Source organism: Methylobacterium crusticola (genome assembly GCF_003574465.1).
Lineage (GTDB): Bacteria > Pseudomonadota > Alphaproteobacteria > Rhizobiales > Beijerinckiaceae > Methylobacterium > Methylobacterium crusticola.
On the sequence record NZ_QOWC01000039.1, the window covers coordinates 16,296 to 40,372 of the forward strand.

Annotated in this window: 26 protein-coding genes; 14 read left to right on the forward strand and 12 right to left on the reverse strand. The window is 73.6% G+C overall.

The genetic code is table 11. The features are described 5' to 3' along the window. Window positions 1-36: 36 nt before the first annotated feature. The 3 genes from DT057_RS16755 (at window position 37) to eutC (ending at window position 3,350) form a co-directional block, all read left to right on the forward strand. Window positions 37-897, forward strand: coding sequence for a transglutaminase-like domain-containing protein (locus tag DT057_RS16755; protein ID WP_128563247.1), 861 nt, complete (start codon window positions 37-39; stop codon window positions 895-897). 288 nt (window positions 898-1,185) lie between these two features. Further along, the gene (locus tag DT057_RS16760) at window positions 1,186-2,565 is read left to right on the forward strand and encodes an ethanolamine ammonia-lyase subunit EutB (protein ID WP_128563248.1); all 1,380 of its coding nucleotides are present in this window, start codon (window positions 1,186-1,188) and stop codon (window positions 2,563-2,565) included. Then, the gene (gene eutC / locus DT057_RS16765) at window positions 2,562-3,350 is read left to right on the forward strand and encodes an ethanolamine ammonia-lyase subunit EutC (protein ID WP_128563249.1); all 789 of its coding nucleotides are present in this window, start codon (window positions 2,562-2,564) and stop codon (window positions 3,348-3,350) included. The genes DT057_RS16760 and eutC overlap by 4 nt, the downstream gene beginning before the upstream one ends. Before the next feature lie 5 nt (window positions 3,351-3,355). Here eutC and DT057_RS16770 read toward each other — a convergent pair whose 3' ends face one another. Continuing rightward, window positions 3,356-3,826 carry a nuclear transport factor 2 family protein gene (locus DT057_RS16770; protein ID WP_128563250.1) on the reverse strand — a complete coding sequence of 157 codons (471 nt, stop codon included), beginning with the start codon at window positions 3,824-3,826 and terminating at the stop codon, window positions 3,356-3,358. Window positions 3,827-3,957: 131 nt separating this feature from the next. After that, the gene (argC, locus tag DT057_RS16775; RefSeq protein ID WP_128563251.1) at window positions 3,958-4,899 is read right to left on the reverse strand and encodes an N-acetyl-gamma-glutamyl-phosphate reductase; all 942 of its coding nucleotides are present in this window, start codon (window positions 4,897-4,899) and stop codon (window positions 3,958-3,960) included. A 174-nt stretch (window positions 4,900-5,073) separates the two neighbouring features. Between argC and DT057_RS16780 the strand changes: the two genes are divergently transcribed. Continuing rightward, window positions 5,074-5,580 (forward strand): DUF5872 domain-containing protein, encoded by a 507-nt coding sequence (locus DT057_RS16780; RefSeq protein ID WP_128563252.1) that lies wholly within the window; start codon window positions 5,074-5,076, stop codon window positions 5,578-5,580. 104 nt (window positions 5,581-5,684) lie between these two features. On the opposite strand, the gene rpsI is transcribed toward DT057_RS16780, so the two are convergent. The 3 genes from rpsI to DT057_RS16795 form a co-directional block, all read right to left on the reverse strand. Continuing rightward, a complete protein-coding gene (gene rpsI / locus DT057_RS16785) occupies window positions 5,685-6,173 on the reverse strand; it encodes a 30S ribosomal protein S9 (protein ID WP_128563253.1) in 489 nt (162 codons plus the stop codon). Between the two features lies 1 nt (window position 6,174). Then, window positions 6,175-6,636 (reverse strand): 50S ribosomal protein L13, encoded by a 462-nt coding sequence (gene rplM, locus DT057_RS16790; protein WP_128563254.1) that lies wholly within the window; start codon window positions 6,634-6,636, stop codon window positions 6,175-6,177. 184 nt (window positions 6,637-6,820) lie between these two features. Then, window positions 6,821-7,258, reverse strand: a complete 438-nt coding sequence (locus tag DT057_RS16795) for a PaaI family thioesterase (RefSeq protein WP_128563255.1) — start codon at window positions 7,256-7,258, stop codon at window positions 6,821-6,823. Between the two features lie 96 nt (window positions 7,259-7,354). Between DT057_RS16795 and DT057_RS16800 the strand changes: the two genes are divergently transcribed. After that, window positions 7,355-8,143, forward strand: a complete 789-nt coding sequence (locus DT057_RS16800) for an enoyl-CoA hydratase (protein WP_128563256.1) — start codon at window positions 7,355-7,357, stop codon at window positions 8,141-8,143. 40 nt (window positions 8,144-8,183) lie between these two features. Continuing rightward, window positions 8,184-8,729 (forward strand): CoA-binding protein, encoded by a 546-nt coding sequence (locus DT057_RS16805; protein ID WP_128563257.1) that lies wholly within the window; start codon window positions 8,184-8,186, stop codon window positions 8,727-8,729. Window positions 8,730-8,811: 82 nt separating this feature from the next. Here the strand turns inward: DT057_RS16805 and mgtE are convergent, their stop codons facing one another. Then, window positions 8,812-10,182, reverse strand: a complete 1,371-nt coding sequence (gene mgtE / locus DT057_RS16810) for a magnesium transporter (RefSeq protein ID WP_128563258.1) — start codon at window positions 10,180-10,182, stop codon at window positions 8,812-8,814. Between the two features lie 338 nt (window positions 10,183-10,520). On the opposite strand from mgtE, the gene DT057_RS16815 reads away from it, so the two are divergent. Further along, complete coding sequence (locus tag DT057_RS16815; protein ID WP_128563259.1) at window positions 10,521-10,967, forward strand: low affinity iron permease family protein; 447 nt, start codon at window positions 10,521-10,523, stop codon at window positions 10,965-10,967. 104 nt (window positions 10,968-11,071) lie between these two features. Here DT057_RS16815 and ldtR read toward each other — a convergent pair whose 3' ends face one another. The 3 genes from ldtR to DT057_RS16830 form a co-directional block, all read right to left on the reverse strand. Continuing rightward, window positions 11,072-11,587, reverse strand: coding sequence for a transcriptional regulator LdtR (gene ldtR / locus DT057_RS16820; protein ID WP_128563260.1), 516 nt, complete (start codon window positions 11,585-11,587; stop codon window positions 11,072-11,074). Between the two features lie 171 nt (window positions 11,588-11,758). Further along, window positions 11,759-12,223, reverse strand: coding sequence for a DUF6163 family protein (locus tag DT057_RS16825; protein ID WP_128563261.1), 465 nt, complete (start codon window positions 12,221-12,223; stop codon window positions 11,759-11,761). Continuing rightward, a complete protein-coding gene (locus DT057_RS16830; protein WP_128563262.1) occupies window positions 12,223-13,281 on the reverse strand; it encodes an enoyl-CoA hydratase/isomerase family protein in 1,059 nt (352 codons plus the stop codon). Before DT057_RS16830 ends, DT057_RS16825 begins: the two co-directional genes overlap by 1 nt. 388 nt (window positions 13,282-13,669) lie before the next feature. On the opposite strand from DT057_RS16830, the gene hemB reads away from it, so the two are divergent. From hemB to DT057_RS16855, 5 genes are all read left to right on the forward strand, one after another. After that, window positions 13,670-14,725, forward strand: a complete 1,056-nt coding sequence (gene hemB / locus DT057_RS16835; RefSeq protein WP_128563263.1) for a porphobilinogen synthase — start codon at window positions 13,670-13,672, stop codon at window positions 14,723-14,725. Next, on the forward strand, window positions 14,722-15,093 hold the full coding sequence (locus tag DT057_RS16840; RefSeq protein WP_128563264.1) for a hypothetical protein: 372 nt from the start codon (window positions 14,722-14,724) through the stop codon (window positions 15,091-15,093). Before hemB ends, DT057_RS16840 begins: the two co-directional genes overlap by 4 nt. A gap of 105 nt (window positions 15,094-15,198) precedes the next feature. Beyond that, window positions 15,199-16,440 (forward strand): threonine ammonia-lyase, encoded by a 1,242-nt coding sequence (locus DT057_RS16845; protein WP_128563265.1) that lies wholly within the window; start codon window positions 15,199-15,201, stop codon window positions 16,438-16,440. A 70-nt stretch (window positions 16,441-16,510) separates the two neighbouring features. Beyond that, a complete protein-coding gene (locus DT057_RS16850; protein ID WP_128563266.1) occupies window positions 16,511-17,047 on the forward strand; it encodes an RDD family protein in 537 nt (178 codons plus the stop codon). Between the two features lie 153 nt (window positions 17,048-17,200). Continuing rightward, window positions 17,201-17,947, forward strand: a complete 747-nt coding sequence (locus DT057_RS16855; RefSeq protein WP_128563267.1) for an arginyltransferase — start codon at window positions 17,201-17,203, stop codon at window positions 17,945-17,947. Window positions 17,948-18,006: 59 nt separating this feature from the next. Here the strand turns inward: DT057_RS16855 and DT057_RS16860 are convergent, their stop codons facing one another. After that, window positions 18,007-19,407 carry an MFS transporter gene (locus DT057_RS16860; RefSeq protein WP_128563268.1) on the reverse strand — a complete coding sequence of 467 codons (1,401 nt, stop codon included), beginning with the start codon at window positions 19,405-19,407 and terminating at the stop codon, window positions 18,007-18,009. Further along, window positions 19,404-19,913: a response regulator gene (locus tag DT057_RS16865; protein WP_162501428.1), complete on the reverse strand. Its 510-nt coding sequence runs from the start codon at window positions 19,911-19,913 to the stop codon at window positions 19,404-19,406. The genes DT057_RS16860 and DT057_RS16865 overlap by 4 nt, the downstream gene beginning before the upstream one ends. Window positions 19,914-20,724: 811 nt before the next feature. Between DT057_RS16865 and purB the strand changes: the two genes are divergently transcribed. After that, window positions 20,725-22,035, forward strand: a complete 1,311-nt coding sequence (purB, locus tag DT057_RS16870) for an adenylosuccinate lyase (protein WP_128563270.1) — start codon at window positions 20,725-20,727, stop codon at window positions 22,033-22,035. Between the two features lie 51 nt (window positions 22,036-22,086). On the opposite strand, the gene DT057_RS16875 is transcribed toward purB, so the two are convergent. Continuing rightward, the gene (locus DT057_RS16875; protein ID WP_128563271.1) at window positions 22,087-23,013 is read right to left on the reverse strand and encodes a dihydrodipicolinate synthase family protein; all 927 of its coding nucleotides are present in this window, start codon (window positions 23,011-23,013) and stop codon (window positions 22,087-22,089) included. Between the two features lie 179 nt (window positions 23,014-23,192). Between DT057_RS16875 and DT057_RS16880 the strand changes: the two genes are divergently transcribed. Further along, a complete protein-coding gene (locus DT057_RS16880) occupies window positions 23,193-24,047 on the forward strand; it encodes a D-amino-acid transaminase (RefSeq protein WP_128563272.1) in 855 nt (284 codons plus the stop codon). Window positions 24,048-24,077 lie beyond the last annotated feature (30 nt).

A 24,077-nucleotide genomic window follows, 5' to 3' on the forward strand; every position in this document is an offset into this window, starting at 1 on the left:
GGTTCCGCTGCATTCGAGCGGAAGGGCCGAAGACGCGTGCGCTACACCCTGGGCTGCCACCTGGCCTACAAGGTCAGGTCCGAGACGCTGTTCATCTTCAATCTCGAGGTGGCGCAGCTGCAGCGCCATCGAGATCTCAAGGAATCCTTGCGGCTCGGGCCCGACCTCCCGGTGCGCCGCTACGTCACGCCCGACGTCGCCAACCGGTACGCAGCCGTGCTGGTGCCGCCGGGGACGTTCAGCCTCGACTACGAGGCAGAGGTCACGCTCGCGGTGCACCGGGCCGATCCGGCCGGCATCGGCGAGACCGCGGTCAAGGACCTGCCCCTCGACATCCTGCCGTTCCTGCTCCCGAGCCGCTTCGTCTCCTCCGACCGGCTCGCACCCTTCGCGCTGGCCGAGTTCGCCGACGCCCCGAAGGGTTTCGAGCGCGTGAACCGGATCTGCAACTGGATCCACGACCACATCGCCTACGTCCGCGGCGCCAGCGACGGGGAGACGACGGCGGACGAGACGCTGCTGAAGCGGGCAGGCGTCTGCCGCGATTTCGCGCATCTCGGCACCGCCTTCTGCCGGGCGCTCGGCATCCCGGCCCGGTTCGTGAGCTGCTACGCCTACGGCCTCGTGCCCTGCGACTTCCACGCCGTGTTCGAGGCCTACCTCGACGGGCGCTGGTGGCTGTTCGACGCCACGCGCCAGGCCAACCTCGACGGGCTCGTGCGCATCGGCGTCGGGCGGGACGCGGCCGAGATCGCCTTTGCGACCCCCTACGGCGAGATGGAGCCGACCGGGATGGAGATCCGCATCGACCGAACGGACGGCGCCGACGAGGCGGGCGCCCGCACCACGGACGCGATCTCCACCGAGGAGCCCGCGCCCCACGCCGGCGCCGCCTAGAACGCCCCCGGCCGGAGCGGATACCGGATCGGCGCGGGGGCGCGCGTCGGGCGGAGACCTGTCGAGGCAAAGACTTGTCGAGGCAAAGACTTGTCGAGGCAAAGACTTGGAGCGGCACCCGATGGCGACGCGGTCGGGTGCCGCTCCGGACGGCCTCGCGCTCGCGGGCCGATCCCGTATGCTGGCGGAAAGGCGCGCCCGGGAGGCCCCCTCGCCCCGGCTCGCGCCCGCGCCGAGGCGTGTCCTCGGCGAAGCCTGTCCGCCGGAAACAACCTCCGAGGAACGCGCATGACCTACCGCCACGTCGTCGGCCCCCGGTCCTGGGTCTTCGCCGATCTCGCCGAGCTCATGGCGAAGGCGAGCCCGCCCCGCTCCGGCGACCGCCTCGCCGGCATCGCGGCTGGCAGCGCCGAGGAGACGGTGGCGGCCCGCTGGTGCCTGGCGGACCTGCCCCTCGCCGACCTCCTGGCCCGCCCGCTGATCCCCTACGAGTCCGACGACGTCACCCGGCTGATCCTCGACCATCACGACGCCGCCGCGTTCGCGGCCGTCGCCGGCCTGACGGTCGGGGATTTTCGCGAGTTCCTGCTCACGGCGTCCTCCGCCACCCTCGCGGCCATCGCGCCCGGCATCACGCCCGAGATCGCGGCGGCGGTCTCGAAGATCATGCGCAACCAGGACCTGATCGCGGTCGCCCGCAAGGCCCGGGTGGTCACGCGGTTCCGCAACACCATCGGGCTTCCCGGCACCCTCGCGGTGCGGCTCCAGCCCAACCACCCGAGCGACGACCCCGCCGGCATCACGGCGGCGATCCTCGACGGCCTCGCCTACGGCTGCGGGGACGCCTGCATCGGCATCAACCCGGTCTCGGACTCGGTGCAGGGGCTCACCGGCCTGCTCCACCTCCTCGCCGAGGTGATCGACCGCTTCGCGATCCCGACGCAGGCCTGCGTCCTCACCCACGTCACCACGACCCTCGCGGCGATGAACCGGGGCGTGCCCGTCGACCTCGTGTTCCAGTCCATCGCCGGCACGCAGGCCGCCAACGCCTCGTTCGGGGTGACGCTGCCGATCCTCAGGGAGGCGCACGAGGCGGCGCTCGCGCTCCGGCGCGGCCCGCTCGGCGACAACGTGATGTACTTCGAGACCGGGCAGGGCTCGGCCCTGTCGGCGGAGGCGCACCACGGCATCGACCAGCAGACGCTCGAGGCCCGGGCCTACGCGGTCGCCCGCGCCTTCCGGCCGCTCCTCGTCAACACGGTCGTGGGCTTCATCGGGCCCGAATACCTCTACGACGGCAAGGAGATCATCCGGGCCGGACTCGAGGATCACTTCTGCGGCAAGCTGATGGGCGTGCCGCTCGGGGTCGACGTCTGCTACACCAACCACGCCGAGGCCGACCAGGACGACATGGACACGCTGCTGACGCTGCTCGGCGCGGCGGGCGTGACCTACGTCATGGGGGTGCCCGGGGCCGACGACGTGATGCTCAACTACCAGTCGACGTCCTTCCACGACCAGCTCTACCTGCGCGAGGTTATGGGCCTGAAGCGGGCGCCGGAATTCGCCGCCTGGCTCGCCGCGATGGGGCTCGCGGACGCGGACGGCGCGCTCCTGCCCGGCGGCGGGGCCCCGCTGCTCGCCGCCGCGCCGGACCTCGCCGCGTGAGCGCCGAGGAGCGCTGGCGGCGGCTCGCCGCCCTCACCCCGGCCCGGATCGCCCTGGGGCGGGCCGGCGCCGGCCTGCCGACCCGCGAGGTGCTGCGCTTCGGCCTCGCCCACGCCCAGGCCCGCGACGCGGTGCACGCCCCCCTCGACGTCGCGGCCGTGCGGGCGGGCATCGCCGGGCTCGGCCTCGCGACCCTGGCGGCGGCCTCGGCCGCTCCCGACCGCGCCACCTACCTGCGCCGGCCCGACCTCGGCCGCCGCCTGGACGAGGCCTCGGCCGCGGCCCTGGCGCGGGAGGCCGGCGGCCCGGTTGACCTCGCCCTCGTCGTGGCGGACGGGCTCTCGGCCCGGGCGGTGCACGAGGGTGCGGTGCCGCTCCTCGCCGCCCTGGTGCCCGCCGCGCGCGCGTCCGGCTGGAGCCTCGCCCCGGTGACGGTGGCGGTGCAGGCGCGGGTCGCCCTCGGCGACGCCGTCGGGGCCGCCCTGCGGGCCCGGGCCGTGGCGGTGCTGATCGGCGAGCGGCCGGGCCTGTCCTCGCCCGACAGCCTCGGGATCTACCTGACCTTCGCGCCCCGCCCGGGGCGGACGGACGCGGAGCGCAACTGCCTGTCGAACGTGCGGGAGGCCGGGCTCAAGCCGGACCTCGCGGCCTTCAAGCTGCACTGGCTGATCGCGCAGGCGCTCACCCGGCAGCTCACCGGCGTCGCGCTGAAGGACGAGAGCGACGCGGTCCTGGAGGGCCCGGCGCCCCGCCCCGCCCTCGGCGCGGCGCCCGGCCCGGGCTGAGGCCCTCAGAGCCCGAGCGCGCTCAGGCCCGGGTGGTCGTCCGGGCGGGCGCCCAGGGGCCAGTGGAACTTCCGCTCGCGCTCGGCGATCGGCACGTCGTTGATGGAGGCCTCGCGCCGGCGCATCAGCCCGGCGGCGTCGAACTCCCACAGCTCGTTGCCGTGCGAGCGGAACCAGTGCCCGGAATCGTCGCGCCACTCGTAGGCGAAGCGAACGGCGATCCGGTCCTGGTGGTGGGACCAGACCTCCTTGATCAGCCGGTAATCGAGCTCGCGCGCCCACTTGCGGGCGAGGAAGGCCACGATCGCCTCGCGCCCGGAGAAGAACTCGGCGCGGTTGCGCCAGCGGCTGTCGGGCGTGTAGGCGAGGGACACCCGGACCGGGTCGCGGCTGTTCCAGGCATCCTCCGCCGCGCGGGCCTTCCGGGCCGCGCTCTCGGCGTCGTAGGGCGGGAAGGGCGGACGGCTCTCGGACATGGCGGGGGGCTCCGGGGGTGCCGCATCGGGGCTCCGGCGGGGTGCGGGCCCCGCGCCGGAACGCGCCCCGCGGCGGCGCGGGCACCGCGCCGGGAGCGCGCGCCCTCGCGGGATGCCCCGTGGCGGGGTTCTCAGTCGAGGTCGAGCATCAGGCGCAGGTTCTGCACCGCGGCGCCGGAGGCGCCCTTGCCGAGGTTGTCGAGGCGCGCCACCAGCACGGCCTGGCGGTGGCTGTCCGAGCCGAACACCCGCAGCTCGAGCGTGTCGGTGTCGTTCAGGGCCTCGGGCTCCAGGCGCTCGCGGTGCGCGCCGCCTTCCGCCCCCGGCACCACCCGCACCAGGCGCTGCCCGGCGTAGCGGGCCGCGAGGGCCGCCTCGAGATCCGCCGGGGCGGGGCGGCCGGGCAGCGCCTCGAGGTGCAGCGGGATCGACACCAGCATGCCCTGCCGGAAGTTGCCGACCGAGGGCACGAAGATCGGGCGCCGGGTGAGGCCGCCATAGGCCTGCGTCTCGGCCAGGTGCTTGTGGGCGAAGCCGAGCCCGTAGAGCTCGAAGGCCGGCGCGGCGCCGGCCTCGTAGGCCTCGATCATCTTGCGGCCGCCGCCGCTGTAGCCGCTGACCGCGTTGATGCTGATCGGGAAATCGGCCGGGATCAGCCCGGCATCGACCAGGGGCCGCAGGAGCGCGATGGCGCCCGTCGGGTAGCAGCCCGGGTTCGAGACCCGGCGCGAGGCCCGGATGGCGGCGGGCTGCTCGGGCGTCAGCTCGGCGAAGCCGTAGGCCCAGCCGGGCGCGACCCGGTGGGCGGTGCTGGCGTCGAGGAGCCGCGGGCCGCCGCCCGGCAGGGCGTCCGCCATGGCGGCGGTCTCGCGCGAGGCCTCGTCGGGCAGGCAGAGCACCACCAGGTCCACCTCGGCGAGGAGCGCGCGCTTGGCGCCCGGGTCCTTGCGGCGCTCGTGCGGGATCGACACCAGGGCGATGTCGTCGAAGGCGCCCAGGCGCTCGCGGATGCCGAGACCGGTCGTGCCGGCCTCGCCGTCGATGAAGACGCTCGGGCTGTGCTTGCGGGTCATGGGCGTAGGCTCCGGAGGCGCGGCACCGGCCGAGGGCTCCGCCGCACGCCCGCTGATTGGCGTCGCGCGCGCGCCAAGTCAATCACCCGCGCGGCGGGCGGCGCCTGCCGGCCGCGATGGAACCCGCCCGCGCACGCCCCGGTTGATCGCCGAGACCGCACCCGAGGCCCCATCATGGCAGGCACCGCCAAGAAGACCGACCCGAAGCTCTGGGACAAGGTCAAGACCGACGTCACCCGCTCCGCGAAGGGCGGCAAGCCCGGCCAGTGGTCGGCCCGCAAGGCCCAGATGGCCGTGCAGGAGTACAAGCAGGAGGGCGGCGGCTACGAGGGACGCAAGTCCTCCGACAACCACCTGACGCAGTGGACCGAGGAGGAGTGGGGCACGAAGTCCGGGCGCAAGAGCGGCGAGACCGGCGAGCGCTACCTGCCGAAGAAGGCCCGCGCGGCCCTGAGCGACGGCGAGTACGCGCGCTCGACGCGAAAGAAGCGCGCCGACACCGCGAAGGGCAAGCAGCACTCCGCCCAGCCCCGGGACGTTGCCGAGAAGGCGGCCTCGGCCCGCAAGGGCGCGTCCGCCGGCCCGACCAAGGCCGAGCTGCTGACGCGGGCGCGGGCGAAAAACCTCCCGGGCCGCTCGACCATGTCGAAGGACGAGCTCGCGCGCGCCCTCGGGGCCTGAGCGCACGGCGCTCTCCTCGGCGCGTCCAACGAGACAGGGCGGACCCTCGCGGGTCCGCCCTGTCTCGTTCGTTCGTCGAAGACGGGCCCCCGGGGCCCCGAGGCTCAGCGCTTCGAGAACTGGAAGCTGCGGCGGGCCTTCTTGCGGCCGTACTTCTTGCGCTCGACGACGCGGGGGTCGCGGGTCAGGAAGCCCTCGCGCTTGAGCGGCGAGCGCAGCTCGGGCTCGAAGTGCGTCAGCGCCTTGGCCAGGCCGTGGCGCACGGCGCCGGCCTGTCCCGAGAGCCCGCCGCCCACCACCGTCACGGTGATGTCGTACTGGTCCACGCGGTTGGCGACCTGGAGCGGCTGCTGCAGGATCATGCGCAGCACCGGCCGGGCGAAGTAGGTGTCGACCGGGCGGTCGTTCACCACGATCCTGCCGGCGCCGGGCTTGATCCAGACGCGGGCGACCGCGTCCTTGCGCTTGCCGGTGGCGTAGGCGCGGCCCTGGGCGTCCAGCTTCTGGACGTGGACGGGAGCCTCGTTCTCGCCCTGCGACAGGGAGGCCTTGTTGGCTTGGCCGAGGTCGGCCAGGGACTGAAGGGTCGCCATCTTACGCGCTCACGTTCTTGCGGTTGAGAGCGGCGACGTCGAGCGTCTCCGGCTGCTGGGCGATGTGAGGATGCTCGCTGCCCTTGTAGACCCGCAGGTTGCCGAGGATCTTCCGGAACAGCGGGCCGCGGGGCAGCATGCGCTCCACGGCCTTCTCGACGACGCGCTCGGGGAAGCGGCCCTCGAGGATGAACTTGGCCGAGCGCTCCTTGATGCCGCCCGGGTAGCCGGTGTGGTGGTAGTACACCTTCTGGTCGTACTTGCGGCCGGTGAACTTCACCTTCTCCGCATTGATGACGATGACGTTGTCGCCGCAATCGACGTGGGGCGTGTACTGGGGCTTGTGCTTGCCCCGCAGACGCATCGCGACGATCGACGCCAGGCGGCCCACCACGAGGCCCTGCGCGTCGATGATCACCCACTTCTTGTCGACGTCGGCGGGCTTCAGCGAAAAAGTCTTCATCGCGCGAGAGTCCCGAGAGTCGTGACGGAAAACAGGACGCCGCCGCGGTCCGTGACGCGCGGCGGCGATGGCGGGCTGATTAGTCCAGGGCGGCGTCGCCGTCAACCCGCGGCGGACGATGCCGGCGCGAAAAACGCCAGTTCCGCGAGCGGCTTCGCCATTGCGGTGCTCTGATACCGTGCGATCAGTCCCGGCGCGGTGGCAGCGCGTAGGTGCCGGTCGCGTGGCAGACGAGGTCGTCGTAGCCCTCGCTGCGGATCAGGATCTCGCCGACCGCGAGGCTCCGCCCGAGCTTGAGCAGGCGGGCCTCGCCGATCAGGTCCCGTGGCTCGGGCTTGCGCATGAAGTTGAACGACAGGTTGGTGGTGACCGCGAGGGCGACCGGGCCGACATTCGCCAGGATCGCGGCGTAGAGCGCGACGTCGGCGAGCGCCATTATGGCCGGGCCCGAGATCGTGCCCCCGGGCCGCAGGTGGCGCTCGTGGTAGGGCAGCCGCATCGTGGCGGCGAGAGGCCCGACGGACACGAGCACCGGGCCCGGTCCGGCGTGATGAAGCTGGGGGAACACGTCGTCGAGGAAGGCCGCGAGCGCGTCGCGGCTCATCACGGGTTCGGAGGGCATCGGCTTCATCGGCACCGTCGGGACAGGGGCCCGCCTTGCAGCACGGTCCCGGCCGTCCGACAATAGGAGACCCGTCCCGCGAGCCTAGCACGCCCCATGCCCGACACCGCCCCCCTCCTCCTGCGGCAGGACCGCGACGGCGTCGCGACCGTGACGCTCAACCGCCCGCGGGCCCGCAACGCGCTCTCGCACGGCCTCCTGACGGCCCTGCGGGAGGAGTTCGCGCAACTCGCCCGGCAGGAGGGCGACGTCCGCGCCGTGGTGCTGGCCGCCGAGGGGCCGGCCTTCTGCGCCGGGCACGACCTCAAGGAGATGACCGGCTACCGGGCCGATGCGGACCGGGGCGCGGCGCGCTTCGCGGAGCTGTTCGACCTCTGCTCGGCGGTAATGATGGCGATCCCCGCCCTGCCCCAGCCGGTGATCGCCGCGGTGGAGGGCGTGGCCACCGCCGCCGGGTGCCAGCTCGTCGCCTCCTGCGACCTCGCGGTCGCCGGCGAGGAGGCGCGCTTCGCCACGCCCGGCGTGCAGATCGGCCTCTTCTGCTCGACCCCGATGGTGGCCCTCTCGCGCAACCTGTCGCGCAAGGCCGCTATGGCGATGCTCCTCACCGCCGAACTCGTCGGGGCCGAGGAGGCGCGGGCCCTCGGCCTCGTCAACCGGGTGGTGGGGGCGGGCACCGCCGTCGCGGCCGCGCAGGCGCTCGCCGCCGGCATCGCGGCCCGCAGCGCCTCCACGGTGCGGGTCGGCAAGCGCGCCTTCTACGAGCAGCTCGAGATGCCCCTGGCGGAGGCCTACGCCCATGCGGGCCGGGTCATGACCGAGAACATGCTGGCCCGCTCGGCCGAGGACGGGATCGCGGCGTTCCTCGACCGGAAGTCCGGCTGAGGGTAGTGCGCCGCCGCGCCGCCGCGGCTAGGAATGCGCGATGACCGATGCCTTCGACCCCGCACGCCACGACCGCTACGCCGACGAGGCCATCCGCGCCCTCATGCGGTCGGTCCGCACCATCGCCCTCGTGGGAGCCTCCGCCAACCCGGCCCGGCCGAGCTGGATCGTCACGAAGTACCTCCTGGAGCGCGGCTACGCGGTGACGCCCGTCAATCCGGGCCTCGCCGGGACCGAGCTCCTGGGCCGCCCGGTGATGGCGCGCCTCGCCGACCTGCCCCACCCGGTCGACATGGTGGAGATCTTCCGCAACTCCGAGGCCGCGGGCCCGCTGGTGGACGAGGCCCTGGCCCTCGATCCCCTGCCGCGGGTGATCTGGATGCAGCTCGGCGTGCGCAACGACGCGGCCGCCGCCCGGGCGGAGGCGCGCGGCATCACGGTGGTGATGAACCGCTGCCCGAAGATCGAGTACGGCCGCCTCTCGGGCGAGATCGGCTGGACGGGCGTGAACTCCCGCATCCTCAGCGCCAAGCGGCCGAAGCTCGCCGCCAAGGGATTCCAGAAGCTCACGATCGAGGAGCGCTGAGTCGGGGAGCGCCGGATCCGGGCCTTCCCCCGCCCGCGGTGCGCCGGGTCCTCGTCCGGGCGCCCTCGTCGTCGGACTGTTCCTAGAGCAGCGTTCCCCTGAGGATCAGCAGCGCCACCGAGAAGTAGATCACGAGCCCCGACACGTCGACGAGGGTCGCGACGAACGGGGCGGAGGCGGTGGCGGGGTCGAAGCCGACGCGCTGGAGGATGAAGGGCAGCATCGAGCCGGTGAGCGAGCCGAACAGCACGATGCCGACGAGCGCCGTCCCGACCGTCGCGGCGACGAGGAACCAGTGCTCGCCGTAATCGTAGAAGCCGAGCTTCTGCCAGACGACGATCCGCACCACGCCGATGGTGCCGAGGATCGCCCCGAGGGTCAGCCCGGCCGGGATCTCCCGCAGCGCCACCCGCCACCAATCCCCCAGGCGCACCTGGTGCAGGGCCAGCGCCCGGATCAGCAGGGAGGTCGCCTGCGAGCCCGAATTGCCCCCCGAGCTCATGATCAGGGGGATGAACAGGGTCAGGACGATGGCCTTCTCGAGCTCGCCCTCGAAGCCCTGCATGGCGCTCGCGGTGAGCATCTCCGACAGGAACAGCACGCAGAGCCAGCCCGCCCGCTTGCGGATCATGGTCAGGAAGTCGATCGCCATGTAGGGCTCGTCGAGCGCCTCCATGCCGCCGAAGCGCTGCACGTCCTCGGTCTGCTTCTGGATCATCGCGTCGATGACGTCGTCGACCGTGACGATGCCGACGACGTGGTTCGACTCGTCCACCACCGGGATCGCCAGGAGGTCGTACTTCGAGATCAGGCGCGCGGCCTCGTCGCGGCTCGCATGCGCCGAGACCACCACCGGGCGGCGGTTGGGCGCCACCGACAGGATGTTGTCGTCCGGGTTGCCGGAGATCAGCCGGCGCAGGGGCACCGCCTTGGCGAGGGCCCGGGTCCGGGGATCGAGCACGAAGATCGAGTAGACGGTCTCGCGGGTGCGCTCGACCTGGCGGATGTGGTCGAGGGTGCGCCGCACCGTCCAGGTCGTCGGCACCGAGACGAACTCGGTCGTCATGATCGAGCCGACGCTCTCCTCCGGGTAGGCGATGAGGCGGTCGACGGCGCCCCGCGTCTCGGCGTCGAGGCGGTCGCGCAGGTCCGAGCGGCCCGGCTCCTCGATCTCCTTGAACACGTCGGTGACCCGGTCGGCCGACATGCCCGTGAGGTAGGAGGCGACGCGGTCGCGCGGCAGCATCTCGATGATGTCGGGGGCGCAGTCGAGCTCCGGCTGGTCCAGCACCTCGACGGCCCGGTCGTGCGGCAGGCCGAGCAGGATCGCGGCGGCGACCTCCGGGGCCTCCCGGTTCAGGGCCTCGACGATGTCGGGCGCGCTCTCCTCGGCGAGGTGGGCGGCCAGGGCCGCCGGCTCGACGGGCGCGTCGAGGTTCACGCTCTCGTTCATGGCTCACCTTCCTGTCGACCCGCCGTCGTCGGCCGGTCGCGGTGAGCCGCGCGGGGGCGCAGCGCGCAGGACCTCAAGCCGAGGACGGCACTCGCGGTCGACTGTGACTGTCGCTCGGCATGGGGAGGGGCTGTCCGGGTATGCTGCGGCGCGAAAAAACCGGCGCCGCGGGCGGACCGTCACTGCGCCCCGCCGTGCGCGCCGTCAAGAGGGGAACCGTCCGCGCCGCGAACCGATTCGTTATCGCCCGGCGCGGGCGGCGCCGTGTGGTTGCGCTGCATCAACCGGGCGCGGTGTCGGGCGCGGCGGCCGCGGGTCGCGGACGGGGAGCATCGTGGATGGCAGGAGCCCGCACTTTCTCGGATTTCGCCGCGGGCGTGGCGCGCGCCGCCGGCAAGCCGGTCACGTTCGCGGTGAGCCTCGTGGTGATCGCGGCCTGGGCGGTGAGCGGCCCGCTCTTCCACTACTCCGACACCTGGCAGCTGATCATCAACACCGGCACCACGATCGTGACGTTCCTGATGGTCTTCCTGATCCAGAACACCCAGAACCGCGACGGGGCGGCGATCCAGGCCAAGCTCGACGAGTTGATCCGGGCGAGCGCGGCCCAGAACGCCTATATCGGCATCGAGAACCTGACCGAGGAGGAGCTCGATTCCCTGCGGGCGCGCTGCGAGGCCCGCGCCCGCAGCTTCCGGCTGAGCGAGGCCGACGCGGCGGCCGACGCGGCCGAGGATGCCGCCAACGCCAAGGCGGACGCCGCGGCCCGGGCGGCGGGCCTCTGAGGGGCCGCGGCGGGCCTCCTCGGAGGCCCGGCGCCGGGGCCCCTCGCAGGCTCGGCGCCCGGGCCGAGCGGGTCCGGCGCCGGGGCCGAGCGGGTCCGGCCCGCTCAGAGGCGGTAGCGGATCTGGTCGGTCCAGAACCGCTCCAGGCGGGCGAGCGCCTGGTTGAGGCGGCCGAAATCGTCCTCCGAGATGCCGCCGATCGGCTGGATGGTCTTGGCGTGCTTGTCGTAGAGCCCGCGCACGATCTCGTGCACCTCGCGGCCCTTGTCGGTCAGGCTGATGCGGACCGAGCGCCGGTCGGTCTTCGAGCGGGCGTGGTGGAGGTAGCCCGTCTCGACGAGCTTCTTGACGTTGTACGAGACGTTCGAGCCGAGGTAGTAGCCGCGGGTGCGCAATTCGCTCGCGGTCAGTTCCTTGTCGCCGATGTTGTAGAGCAGGAGCGCCTGTACGCTGTTGACGTCCTCGCGGCCGCGGCGCTCGAACTCGTCCTTGATCACGTCGAGCAGGCGGCGGTGCAGGCGCTCGACGAGGTGGAGGGCTTCGAGGTAGTGGGGACGGACCGTCGGCTCGGCCTCGGGAGCGCCGGCCTGCTGAGCCACCTTCATCGCCTGGGTCTTCATGGGAACGCCTCGCTGTCCGGGGTTGCTCGGCGGTCTCTCCCGCTCCGCTTATGGGTTCAAATTAGGCGGACCCCGTGAATGTGAGTTTAAACGACAGGATAAATTCTCGATTTACCTCTGTCGGTAAATTGAAGATGAAGCCGGCCGGCCGGCCGCTCGGAGCACCTCCCGTCAGCGTACTTCCCGGGCCGCGAGCCAGGATACGGCGAAGTACAGGACGATGATCATCCCGTCGAATGCGAGGTTCGGCAGAGTCATCGGCAGGAGTTGCGGCGTCAGCAGCGCCAGCACGACGGCCGAGGTGGCGGCGAGCAGCCAGACCACGCCGCCCCAGGCGGTGGCGAGCCAGAGGCCCACCGCCGCCAGCAGGTTGATGACCCCGAAATAGATGATCACCGCCTGGCGGCCGACCGGCGCCGCCTCGAACGGCGCCGAGCCCGGCCGGGCGCCCAGGATCTCGGCCCAGGCGCTCAGGCCCTTGACCATCCAGATCACCGCGACGACCCGCATCAGCCAGACCAGGACCACGTCCCAGCGGGTCTCGGGTCCGGGCGCGCGGCGCTCGATGCGGTCGCCCGCGTCCTCGGCGCCAGGGGCCCGCCGCGCCGGGCCCTTGACCTTGCTCAGGGAGCGCATCAGGCGAAGGCCGGCTCGTCGGGCAGCGGCGCGAAGTAGGCTGCCACCGCCTCCGGGGTCACGGCGCCGATGGCGGCGGGCTGCCAGCGCGGCCGCCCGTCCTTGTCGATGATCACGGCGCGCACCCCTTCGAAGAAGTCGTGGCCCTGCATGATCCGGGTGACGATGCGGTACTCGGTCAGCATCGCCTCCGGGAACGAGAGCCCTGCGCCCCGCCGCATCTGCGCGAGGGCGACCGCGAGGCTCGTCGGGGAGCGGGTGCGGAGGGTCGCGGCGGCGGCCCCGGCGAAGGCCGAGCCCTGCCCGGCGGCGGCGTCGAGCCGGGCGAGCACCTCCGCGACGCCGTCGGCCGAGAAGCAGGCGTCGACCGTCTCCCGGGCCGCGTGGACCGGGCCGGGCGGCGGCGGCGCGGCGGCGTGGCGGGCGAGGACGTCCGCGACCGGCCCGCCCGCCGCCAGCGCCTCCGTGATGGCGTCGAAATCCGCGGCCCGGGCCGCGTGGGTGGCGAGGCCGAAGGCGAGGGCGTCCCCCTGCCCGACCCGCTCGCCCGTCAGCGCCAGGTAGGTGCCGAACGCGCCGGGCAGGCGCGGCAGGGCGTAGGTCGCCCCGACGTCGGGAAAGAAGCCGATGGCGACCTCCGGCATGGCGAAGCTGTAGCGCTCCGCGGCGACCCGGTAGGCGCCGTGCAGCGAGATGCCGACGCCGCCGCCCATGACGATCCCGTCGATGAGGGAGACGTACGGCTTGCCGTAGCGGTGCACCAGGGCGTCGAGGGCGTATTCCCGGCGCCAGAACGCGTCGACCTCGGGCCAGCGCCCGGCCCGGCCGTCGTCGTGGATGCGGCGGATGTCGCCGCCGGCGCAGAACGCGCGGCCCCCCGCCCCGCGCACCACCACCCGGGTGACCGCGGGATCGTCGGCCCAGTCCGAGAGCGCGGCGTGCATCCGGTCCACCATGCCGAGGGTGAGGGCGTTCAGCGCCTTCGGCCGGTTCAGCGTGAGGAGGCCCGCCTCGCCCCGCCGCTCGCACAAGACCTCGTCCTCGCCCACGCCCGTCATGCGGTTCTCCTGAGCATCCTCCGGCGGAGCGTCGCGCGGTCCGGCGGGAGCCTGTGATGCGGCCTCTATGAGAATTGCGGCCCGCAAGCCCGCCCGAGGGCGGTTAACCGTCCGCGGCCGGAGGCGTCAACGCCGCCGGTCGTCACGACCGGTGGGCGGGCCCGGCGGGGGCGGGCCGGCCGGCGCCGCGAGCCCTCGCTGCCTGCGCCTGCCCGCCTTCGCCTGCCCCCGACCTCGCCCGGGCCTCGCCCCGCCGTGCCTCCCTGCCATGCGGGGACGCGCGGCCGCAATGGGTTCAGGCCTCCGCCGGGTTGTGCTACCTCCACCCTGGAAGTCGTCGAATGAAGGGAGCGGCCCCGCCCGGGGCGGCTGCACGAGGCCCGGTCCGATGCCGCAGATCCAGCCCATTCCCCGCCCCCTGGCCCGCGAGAGCGCGCGCACCGACGCGGCCGCGACGGCCCTCGGGCTGACGCAGCGCCCGCGCCGCAACCGCAAGGCCGAGTGGTCGCGCCGCCTCGTGCGCGAGACCACCCTGACGGTGGACGACCTGATCTGGCCGATCTTCCTGATCGAGGGCGAGGGCCGGCGCGAGCCGGTGGCCTCGATGCCGGGGGTCGACCGGCTCTCGGTGGACGAGGCGGTGCGGGCGGCCGAGCGGGCCGCCACCCTGGCGATCCCGGCGATCTCGTTCTTCCCCTACGTCGACCCGTCCCTGCGCGACGCCACCGGGTCGGAGGCGCTCAACCGCGGCAACCTGGTCTGCCGGGCGGTGCGGGCCGTGAAGGCGGCGGTGCCGCAGATCGGGATCATCACGGACGTCGCCCTCGACCCCTACACCAGCCACGGCCACGACGGGCTCCTCGACGACGGCGTGATCGTCAACGACGAGACGGTGGCGCTCCTCGTCGAGCAGAGCCTGATCCAGGCCGAGGCCGGCACCGACGTGATCGCCCCCTCCGACATGATGGACGGCCGCGTCGGCGCCATCCGGGCCGGCCTCGACGGGGCGGGCTTTCGCGACGTGCAGATCATGGCCTACGCGGCGAAGTACGCCAGCGCCTTCTACGGCCCCTTCCGGGACGCGATCGGCACCAGCGCCACGCTGGTGGGCGACAAGCGCACCTACCAGATGGACCCGGGCAACACCGACGAGGCCCTGCGGGAGGTCGCCCTCGACCTCGACGAGGGCGCCGATTCGGTGATGGTGAAGCCCGGCATGCCCTACCTCGACGTGATCCGGCGGGTGAAGGACACGTTCGCGGTGCCGACCTTCGCCTACCAGGTCTCGGGCGAGTACGCGATGATCGCGGCGGCGGCGCAGAACGGCTGGCTCGACGGCGAGCGGGCGATGGTGGAGAGCCTGATGGCCTTCAAGCGCGCCGGGGCCGACGGGATGTTCACCTACTTCGCGCCCCGGGTGGCCGAGCGGCTGCGGGCGGGGTGAACCCCCGGCTCCTCGCCCTCGCCGGCCTCGTCTCCCTCACGGCCTGCGCGGCCGCCGTCGACCCGGAGCAGGCCCGGACCTGCCGCCGGGTGCTGCCGACCCTCGTCCCGGCCGGCGAGCGGGTGCAGGTGCTGCGCACCGCGCCCGCCGCCCAGCCCCGCAGCGTCCGCATCGACTTCGCGCAGGAGCGCGACGGGCGCGCAACGACGCCGCGCTTCGCGGTCTGCCGCTTCTCGGAGTTCGGCCGGGCCGACCTCGCCGAGGTGACGAGCGACCGCGGCGCGATCGGGGGCGCGGCCCTCTACCTGCTCAAGCACTACTACCTCGACACGCCCGACGCCGCCCGGGCGGAGCCGGGCGCGGGCTGAGGCGCGGCCCGGCGCCGCGGCCTGGGCGCGGTGCCGCGAGGTTCGCCGCGACGGCCCGCGCCGGACCGCGTAGACTGGCGCAGCGGCAGGCCCGGGAGCACCCGTTTGAGCGAGCGCTACGCCATCACCCCGGACGACGTCGCCCGGGCGGCCGGGACCATCCGGGGCCACGTCCTGCGCACGCCGCTCGTCCCGGCGCCCCGCCTCTCGGAGCTCACCGGCGCCCGCGTGCTCGTGAAGCACGAGAACATGCAGGCCACCGGCGCCTTCAAGGAGCGCGGCGCCGTCAACCGCCTGAGCGCCCTCGATCCCGACGAGCGCCGGCGCGGCGTGGTGGCGATGTCGGCGGGCAACCACGCCCAGGCGGTGGCCTACCACGCGCGCCGCATGGGCATCCCGGCCACCATCGTGATGCCGGCGACGACGCCGCTCGTGAAGGTGGAGAACACCCGCGCGCACGGCGCCACCGTGGTGCTCGAGGGCGAGACGCTGGTGGAGGCGGCGGCCCGGGCCCGGGCGCTCGTCGAGAGCCGGGGCCTGGTCCTGGTCCATCCCTACGACGACCCCGCCGTGATGGCGGGCCAGGGCACGATCGCCCGCGAGATGCTGGAGGATGCCCCGGACCTCGACTGCCTGGTGGTCCCGATCGGCGGCGGCGGGCTCATGGCCGGCATCGCGGTCGCGGCGAGCCACCGTCCCGACGTCGCGCTCTACGGCGTCGAGGCGGCGCTCTACCCCTCGTTCCTCAACGCCATCGACGGCGGCGCCCGGCCCATCGGCGGCCCGACCCTCGCCGAGGGCATCGCCGTCAAGGCCGTGGGCCAGCTCACCCTGCCGATCATCCGCGACCGGGTGGCGGAGATCGTGCTGGTCGACGAGCCCCAGATCGAGCGGGCGGTCCACGACTACGCCACCCTCCAGCGCAGCCTGGCCGAGGGCGCGGGCGCCGCCGGCCTCGCCGCCCTGCTGGCCCGGCCGGAGCTGTTCGCGCGCCGCACCGTCGGGCTCGTGCTCTGCGGCGGCAACATCGACGCCCGGCTGCTCGCCTCCGTGATGGTGCGGGAGCTCGAGCGGGAGGACCGCATCGTCTCCTTCCGGATGACGGCGAGCGACCGGCCCGGCGTGCTCGGCCGCGTCGCCGGGCGCCTCGGCGAGCTCGGCGCCAACATCCTGGAGGTCTCCCACGGCCGCCTCCACCTCGACGTGCCGGCCAAGAGCGTGTCCATCGACGTCACCATCGAGACCCGCGGCCCCCACCACACCGGCGAGATCCTCGCGCGGCTGTCGGACGAGGGCCTGAACCCGCGCCGCATCGGCCCCCACGGCACCGCCGTCACGGGAAGTTGACGGCCGCCCTTGAGCGCCGCACCGGCCGGGCCCACCTTAGGCGAGAGCCGATGCGAGGCGGAGCGGGACCATGGCGAATTCGTCGCAGGGCGATTCTTGGCAGGGCAATTCTTGGCAGGGCGGCCCCGGGCCGGGCGACGGCTGGCGGCAGGATGTCCCGCCGCTGGGCTGGCAGGCGCCGCCGCCGGTGCGCGTCGAGTACGGCTCGCTGAGCCGGCGCTTCTTCGCCTACCTGCTCGACATCGTGTTCATCTTCGGCTTCACCTGCGTGCTCTGGATCGCCATCGCGCTCCTCGGCGTCGTCACGTTCGGGTTCGGGTGGGCCCTCTACGCGATCCTGCCGGCGAGCGGCATCCTGTACAGCGCCATCACGGTCGGCGGCGCCCGGCAGAGCACGCTCGGCATGCGGATGCTGGGCCTGCGGGCGGTGCGGGCGGATGGCGGCCCGGTCGACTGGATCACCGCGGCGGTCCACGCCCTCCTGTTCTACGTCGCGCTCTCGACCTTCCTGCTCTGGCTCGTCGATGTCGGCCTGGGCATCCTGCGCGCCGACCGGCGCATGGGCCACGACCTCCTGATCGGCCTCGGCGTGGTGCGGGCGGCATGACGCGCCGCCCGGGCGGTCGGGGGCGCCGTCAGGGATATCCCCGCGGGGATTTCACCCCGGCGTCAAACTCTCACGGTTGAGACGCCGGGCGCAGATGCTATCTTATTCCCAAGCGGTGCCTGTGACAGCCGCGGCCTGCGAGCGATTCGAAGCGTGACCAGCCACCCGCGCGACGCACCCCAGTTCTACCTCACCGCGCCCTCGGCCTGCCCCTACCTGCCGGGGCAGCAGGAGCGGAAGGTGTTCACCCACCTCGTCGGCCGCCGGGCGCGGGATCTCAACGAGATCCTGACCCAGGGCGGCTTCCGCCGTTCCCAGACCATCGCCTACCGGCCCGCCTGCGAGACCTGCCGGGCCTGCGTCTCCGTCCGCGTGGTGGTGGGCGACTTCCGGCCGAGCGACAGCCAGCGCCGGGTCCTGCGGCGCAACCGCGACCTCGTCGGCCAGCCCCAGCCGAACCGCCCCGCCTCCGAGCAGTACGCCCTGTTCCGCCGCTACCTCGACGCCCGCCACGGCGACGGCGGCATGGTCGACATGACGGTGCTCGACTACGCCATGATGGTCGAGGACAGCCACGTCGAGACCCACCTCGTGGTCTACCGCCGGCGCGGCCCCGACACCGCCATCAATGGCCGCGGGATCGGCGCGCCCCTGGCCGTCTGCCTCACCGACGTGCTCTCGGACGGGCTCTCGATGGTCTACTCGTTCTACGACCCCGCCGAGGCCGACCGGTCGCTGGGCACCCACATGATCCTCGACCACATCGAGCGCGCGCGGAGCCTCGGCCTGCCCTACCTCTACCTCGGCTACTGGGTCGAGGGCTCGCGCAAGATGGACTACAAGGCGAAGTTCGCCCCCCAGGAGCGGCTGCTGCCGCAGGGCTGGGCCCGGGTGGAGTGAGGGACCGCCCCCGGGCGGCGGCGCCCGGGACCCTCGATCCGGGGCGGCCGGGGAGGCCCTCAGGACCCGGTCCGGGGGCGTCCCGACACGGCCTGCCCGGCCGCGGCGGCGAGGCGCAGGTGGTTGAGGGCCGCCGCGAGCGTGAGGGCGGCGAGGGCCGCGAAGGCGAGGTGGAAATCCTCCAGCACCGGCGCGTCGGCCGTGCCGCGCGCGAGGCTGCCGGTGCGCAGCAACAGGGCGCCGAGGGCGACGCCGAGGCCGAGGCTCGCCTGGAACGCGATGCTGAACAGGGTGTTGGCCGTCGCCATGCTGCGCGCGGGCACGTCCGCGAAGGCGAGCGAGTTGAGCGCCGTGAATTGCAGCGAGCGCGAGGCGCCCGAGACCACGAGCAGCGCCACGATGGCGGGCATCGGCGTCGCCGGGCCGACCAGGGCGCAGCCGAGCATCGTGGCGGCCTGAAAGGCGCCGTTCGCCCCCAGCACCGTCCGGAAGCCGAGCCGCCGCAGGATCGGCGTGGTGAGCGGCTTGATGCCGATGTTGCCGGCAAACAGCGCCAGCACCAGGAGACCGGCGTGGAAGGCGTCGAGGCCGAGGCCGAGCTGGAACATCAGCGGCAGCAGGAACGGCACGGCGCTGATCAGCACCCGGATCGCGGTCCCGCCCAGGAAGGCGGCCCGGAAGGTGTCGACCGCCAGGGGGGCGCGGTCCAAGATCGGCCGCGGGTGGCGGCGCAGGTGGCGGGCGAGGAGCGCCCCGCAGGCGAGCGCGACGAGGCCCGGCGGCAGCGCCTCGCGGACGCTCCGCCCGGCCTCGCCCACGAGGTCGAGGGCGTAGAGGCCGAACCCGCTGGCCGCCGCTGCCAGGAGGAAGCCGCGCCAGTCGAACGCGCCTTGCGGGCCCGCCTCCCCGGCGCCGGCGCTCGCCGGGACGAGGCGCAGCGCCAGGGCGGCGCCGGCGAGCCCGACCGGCAGGTTGACGAAGAAGATCAGGCGCCACGACAAGTGCTCGGCCATGAAGCCGCCGAGCGGCGGGCCGATCAGCGGGGCGGTGAGCGCCGGCCAGGTCAGGAGCGCGATGGCCCGCAGGAGGTCGGGCTTGGCCGTCGTGCGCAGGACGACGAGGCGGCCGACCGGGACCATCATGGCCCCGCCGACCCCCTGGAGCGCCCGCGCGGCCACGAAGGCCGGGGCTGAGCCGGCGAGCCCGCACAGCACGGAGGCGCCCGTGAACAGCAGCACCGCCCCGGTGAAGACGCGCCGCGGGCCGTAGCGCTCGGCCATCCACCCGCTCGGCAGGATGAAGATCGCGACCGTGAGCAGGTAGGCGGTGATGCCGGCGTGCAGATCGACGGCACGCGCACCGAGGTCGGGCGCCATTGTCGGCAGGGCGGTGACGATGATGGTGGCGTCGAGGAACTCCATGAAGAAGGCCCCGGCCACCAGGAGCGCGAGCCGGCTCATGCCGGATCCCGCCCCGCGCCCGCGTCCCGGCTCTCGGTCATGACGGTCCGCACCGCGAGGGCGATCTGCGCCAGGGTGGAGGGCCTCGTGATGAGGTGCGTGCCGGGGTCGAGCGTGCCGGGGTCGAGCGTGCCGGGGTCGAGCGTGCCGGGGTCGAGCACGGCGTTGCGCGCGGAGCCGGTCATGAACACTCCCTTCAGGTCAGGTCGCCGCCGGAGCGCCGCGTCGGCGAGCTTGCGGCCGCTCGCCTCCGGTCTCACCGAGTCGTTCAGCAGGAGCGCGATCTCCGGATGGGCCGAGAGCAGCGCCAGGGCCGCGGCGGCTCCGTCCGCGGCGACGACCCGGTAGCCGACCTCCTGAAGCGCCTCGCCGGTGAGCGGGCGCGCGCCCGCCTCGTCCGCGACCACCAGCACCGTCGTGCTCGTGACGGCGAGGAGCGGCACCGTCGGCTCGGGCGCGGCGCGCCGGTGCCCGGGGCCGGTCCCGTCCGGCAGGTGGAGCCTCACCGTCGTGCCGCTGGCGATCTCCGAGCAAGGCTTCGCGTGGCCGCCCGACGGTCTGATGAAGCCGTAGACCTGCGCGAGCCCCGAGCGCGGTGGCCTTGCCCTGGTCCCTGGTGGTGACGAACGGCTCGAAGGCCCGCCGCATCAGCTCCCGCGCCATGCCGGCGCCATGGTCGGTCACGGCCACCAGGACGTGTTCCCCCGCCTCCCCGTCGCGCTGGGGGCCGGCGCGAGAATCGTCGAGGACGGCGCCGGCGGTCTCGATCGTCAGCCGGCCGCCCTCCTCCGGCAGGGCGTCGCGGGCGCGGATCTGCCCGTCGTCGAGGCCGACGAGCATCGGGTTGCCCTGCCGGGCGACGAGGTGGTGCGTCTCGGAGACCTCGATCGCGTGCTCGCGCACCCCGTCGCGCGCGAGGCGGCCCCGCGCCTCGCGCCAGCGGCAGGACAGGGCCGAGGCGGTGGCGAACACCGGGACGGGCAGGACCAGGGTCGCCGCAACGACGAGGCGCAGGGCGCGCCCGGCCGAGATCTCGGCTCCGTGCCGGTCCGCGGCGAGCGGCGCATCCATGCGCGGTGGCGGCACGATCCCGGGCTCTGTCGTTCCTGGAATACTCCAGCTTCGCCTGGTAGCAGACCGGCCGGTCTCGCGCCAGGGTCCGGGCCGCCCGCGGCGGCGGGGGGCCGGCGGGCCGCGTCCTTGCCATCGGGGCGCCCTTCCAATAGCCATCGGGCACCGCCCCGTCCCCCGGCCGTGCACCGTTCCACCCGTCTTTCCAAGCGGTTGCGCGAACGCCGGAAAGTCCAGGAGCCCCCGATGGTCCCCCGCTACAGCCGGCCCGAGATGACGGCGATCTGGTCGCCCGAGACGCGCTTCCGCATCTGGTTCGAGATCGAGGCGCACGCCACCACGGCCCTGGCGGAGCTCGGCGTCGTCCCCAGGGAGGCCGCGGAGACGATCTGGGCGAAGGGCCGGGAGGCCGTGTTCGACGTCGCCCGCATCGACGAGATCGAGCGGGTCACGAAGCACGACGTGATCGCGTTCCTGACCCACCTCGCGGAGATCGTCGGGCCCGAGGCGCGCTTCGTGCACCAGGGCATGACCTCGTCGGACGTCCTCGACACCTGCCTCGCGGTGCAGCTCGCCCGGGCGAGCGACCTCCTGATCGCCGACGTCGACGCGCTCCTCGCCGCCCTCAAGCGGCGGGCCTTCGAGCACAAGCTCACCCCCACCATCGGCCGCTCGCACGGCATCCACGCCGAGCCGGTGACGTTCGGGCTCAAGCTGGCGCAGGCCTACGCCGAGTTCGCCCGCGCCCGCGCCCGCCTCGTCGCCGCCCGGGCCGAGATCGCCACCTGCGCCATCTCGGGCGCCGTCGGCACCTTCGCCAACATCGACCCCCGGGTCGAGGCGTACGTGGCGGAGAAGATGGGGCTCGCGGCCGAGCCCGTCTCGACGCAGGTGATCCCGCGCGACCGGCACGCCATGTTCTTCGCGACGCTCGGCGTCGTCGCCTCGTCCATCGAGCGCCTCGCGACCGAGGTGCGCCACCTCCAGCGCACCGAGGTCCTGGAGGCCGAGGAGTACTTCTCCGAGGGGCAGAAGGGCTCCTCCGCCATGCCCCACAAGCGCAACCCCGTGCTCACCGAGAACCTCACCGGGCTCGCCCGCATGGTGCGCTCCTACGCGCTGCCGGCGATGGAGAACGTGGCGCTCTGGCACGAGCGCGACATCTCGCACTCCTCGGTCGAGCGCATGATCGGGCCGGACGCCACCATCACGCTGGACTTCGCCCTGGCGCGCCTCACGGGCGTCGTCGACAAGCTGCTCGTCTACCCCGAGCAGATGCAGCGCAACCTCGACCGCCTCGGCGGCCTCGTCCACTCGCAGCGGGTGCTGCTGGCCCTCACCCAGGCCGGCATCTCCCGCGAGGACGCCTACCGGCTGGTGCAGCGCAACGCGATGCCGGTCTGGCGCGGCGAGGGCGAGTTCCTGGCCCTGCTCCAGGCCGACCCCGAGGTCACCGCCGCGCTCCCGCCCGCGGCGATCGCGGAGTGCTTCGACCTCGGCTACCACCACAAGCACGTCGACACGATCTTCCGCCGGGTTTTCGGCGCGGGCGGGTGAGCGGCGCCCCCCCGGCGCCGCGGCCGGTGTCCGCCTCGGCGGGGGCGCGTCCTAGAGCCGCGCGCGCGGGTCGTGGCGGGCGAGGCGCGCGAGGAGGAAGTCGACCTCCGCCCGCGCGGCCGCCGAGAGGCCCGCGGCGGGCTTGCGCTGGGCGTCCGAGGCCAGGATGCCCCGGCGCATGAGCACGTACTTGCGCACCGCGAGGCCGATCCCGGGCTGCTGCTCGTAGCGCAGCAGCGGCAGGTGGGCGTCGAAGATGTCGTGGGCCTGCTCGCGCTCGCCGGCCACCGCGAGCCGCACCACGTCGACCAGCATCTCCGGGAAGGCGTAGCCGGTGTTGGCGCCGTCGGCGCCGCGCTCGCACTCGAAGTCGAGGAAGAGGCCGCCGTTGCCGCACAGGATCGAGATCGGCCGCAGGGAGCCGTCGCGCTGGAAGCCGCGCAGGGCCGAGATCTTCTCCAGGCCCGGCCAGTCCTCGTGCTTGAGCATGACGCAGGACGGGTTGTCGGCGACGATCCGCCGGATCACGCCCGGCGTCATCACGACGCTCAGGGTCAGCGGGTAGTCCTGGATCACGAAGGGCACGTCGGGCCCGATCACCTCGGCGGCCTGGGCGTAGTACGCGACGATCTGGTCGTCCGTCCTCAGGCTGGGCGGCGGCGCGATCATCACGGCGGCCGCGCCCGCATCCATCACCGCCCGGGTCAGCGACGCCATGGCGGCGAAGCCCGGGGCCGAGACGCCGATGATCACCGGGAGGGCCGTGCGCCGGATCACCCGGGCCGCCACCGCCACCGCCTCGGCGCCGTCGAGCTTGGGCGCCTCGCCCATGATGCCGAGCACCGTCAGGCCGGTGGCGCCGATGCTGCCGTAGAAGTCGGTCATCCGGTCGACCGAGGCCTCGTCGATGCGGCCGTCCGGGTGGAACGGGGTCGGGGCGATGGGAAAGACGCCCTTCGCGTCGCAGGTGAGCCGCATGGAGAGGTCCTCGAGGTGAGCGGGCGGACGATAGGGCGCGGGGCGCCGGGCGCGCAACCGCCGCGCGCGGCGTCCCGCGCACGATTCCTGCAACCCCGCCGCGCGATCCGCCCTTGCGGGCCCGCGCCGCCTGGTGCTTGAAGGGCCGGCCCCGGCGACGCCCCGGAGAGGAACACCGCATGTCCCGCATCGTCTACGTCAACGGCCGCTTCGTCCCGTTCGAGGAGGCCACGATCCCGATCATGGACCGCGGGTTCCTGTTCGCCGACGGGATCTACGAGGTCAGCGCGGTCCTGGGCGGCCGGCTCGTCGACAATGCCGCGCACCTCGCGCGGCTCGACCGCTCGCTCGGCGAGATCGGGATCCGCAATCCCTACGACGCGGCCGAGTGGACGCGGCTGGAGGAGGAACTCGTCGCCCGCAACGGCCTCGCCGAGGGCCTCGTCTACATGGAGGTCACGCGCGGGGTGGCCGAGCGCGACTTCGCCTTCCCGCCCGAGGGCACGCCGCCCACCGTGGTGATGTTCACGCAGGCCAAGACCGTGGCGGCGAACCCCCTGGCGGAGCGCGGCGCCAAGGTCATCACGGTCGAGGACCTGCGCTGGAAGCGGCGCGACATCAAGTCGGTGGCGCTGCTGGCGCAGGTGCTGGCCAAGCAGCAGGCCGCCGCCGCCGGCGTCGCCGAGGCCTGGATGCACGAGGACGGCCTCGTGACCGAGGGCGGCTCCTCGACGGCCTTCATCATCACGCAGGACGGGCGCGTCGTCACCCGCCCCCTCTCGACGGCGCTCCTGCCCGGGATCACCCGGCGGGCCGTGATGCGGCTCGCCGAGGAGCACGGCCTCACGGTCGAGGAGCGGGCCTTCACGGTGGAGGAGGCGCTCGGCGCGGCCGAGGCGTTCTTCACCAGCGCCTCCGCGTTCGTGATGCCGGTGATCGAGATCGACGGGTCCCGGGTCGGCGGCGGCCAGCCCGGGCCGATGACGCGGCGCCTGCGCGGGCTCTACCTGGAGATGGCCGCCGCGGCGGGCTGATCTGCCCGCCGCCGCGGCGGAACCTCGGAC

Bases quoted from the DNA above. Each gene is read 5' to 3' on its own strand.
- rplM (WP_128563254.1), bottom strand. From the start codon at position 6,636: ATGAAGACTTTTTCGCTGAAGCCCGCCGACGTCGACAAGAAGTGGGTG.
- ldtR (WP_128563260.1), bottom strand. From the start codon at position 11,587: ATGAAGACCCAGGCGATGAAGGTGGCTCAGCAGGCCGGCGCTCCCGAG.
- rpsI (WP_128563253.1), bottom strand. From the start codon at position 6,173: ATGGCGACCCTTCAGTCCCTGGCCGACCTCGGCCAAGCCAACAAGGCC.
- DT057_RS16860 (WP_128563268.1), bottom strand. From the start codon at position 19,407: ATGAGCCGGCTCGCGCTCCTGGTGGCCGGGGCCTTCTTCATGGAGTTC.
- DT057_RS16830 (WP_128563262.1), bottom strand. From the start codon at position 13,281: ATGACGGGCGTGGGCGAGGACGAGGTCTTGTGCGAGCGGCGGGGCGAG.
- DT057_RS16770 (WP_128563250.1), bottom strand. From the start codon at position 3,826: ATGTCCGAGAGCCGTCCGCCCTTCCCGCCCTACGACGCCGAGAGCGCG.
- DT057_RS16760 (WP_128563248.1), top strand. From the start codon at position 1,186: ATGACCTACCGCCACGTCGTCGGCCCCCGGTCCTGGGTCTTCGCCGAT.
- DT057_RS16780 (WP_128563252.1), top strand. From the start codon at position 5,074: ATGGCAGGCACCGCCAAGAAGACCGACCCGAAGCTCTGGGACAAGGTC.
- DT057_RS16875 (WP_128563271.1), bottom strand. From the start codon at position 23,013: ATGCGGCTCACCTGCGACGCGAAGGGCGTCTTTCCCATCGCCCCGACC.
- purB (WP_128563270.1), top strand. From the start codon at position 20,725: ATGGTCCCCCGCTACAGCCGGCCCGAGATGACGGCGATCTGGTCGCCC.
- mgtE (WP_128563258.1), bottom strand. From the start codon at position 10,182: ATGAACGAGAGCGTGAACCTCGACGCGCCCGTCGAGCCGGCGGCCCTG.
- hemB (WP_128563263.1), top strand. From the start codon at position 13,670: ATGCCGCAGATCCAGCCCATTCCCCGCCCCCTGGCCCGCGAGAGCGCG.
- DT057_RS16815 (WP_128563259.1), top strand. From the start codon at position 10,521: ATGGCAGGAGCCCGCACTTTCTCGGATTTCGCCGCGGGCGTGGCGCGC.
- argC (WP_128563251.1), bottom strand. From the start codon at position 4,899: ATGACCCGCAAGCACAGCCCGAGCGTCTTCATCGACGGCGAGGCCGGC.
- DT057_RS16805 (WP_128563257.1), top strand. From the start codon at position 8,184: ATGACCGATGCCTTCGACCCCGCACGCCACGACCGCTACGCCGACGAG.
- DT057_RS16850 (WP_128563266.1), top strand. From the start codon at position 16,511: ATGGCGAATTCGTCGCAGGGCGATTCTTGGCAGGGCAATTCTTGGCAG.
- DT057_RS16800 (WP_128563256.1), top strand. From the start codon at position 7,355: ATGCCCGACACCGCCCCCCTCCTCCTGCGGCAGGACCGCGACGGCGTC.
- DT057_RS16880 (WP_128563272.1), top strand. From the start codon at position 23,193: ATGTCCCGCATCGTCTACGTCAACGGCCGCTTCGTCCCGTTCGAGGAG.
- DT057_RS16795 (WP_128563255.1), bottom strand. From the start codon at position 7,258: ATGCCCTCCGAACCCGTGATGAGCCGCGACGCGCTCGCGGCCTTCCTC.
- DT057_RS16825 (WP_128563261.1), bottom strand. From the start codon at position 12,223: ATGCGCTCCCTGAGCAAGGTCAAGGGCCCGGCGCGGCGGGCCCCTGGC.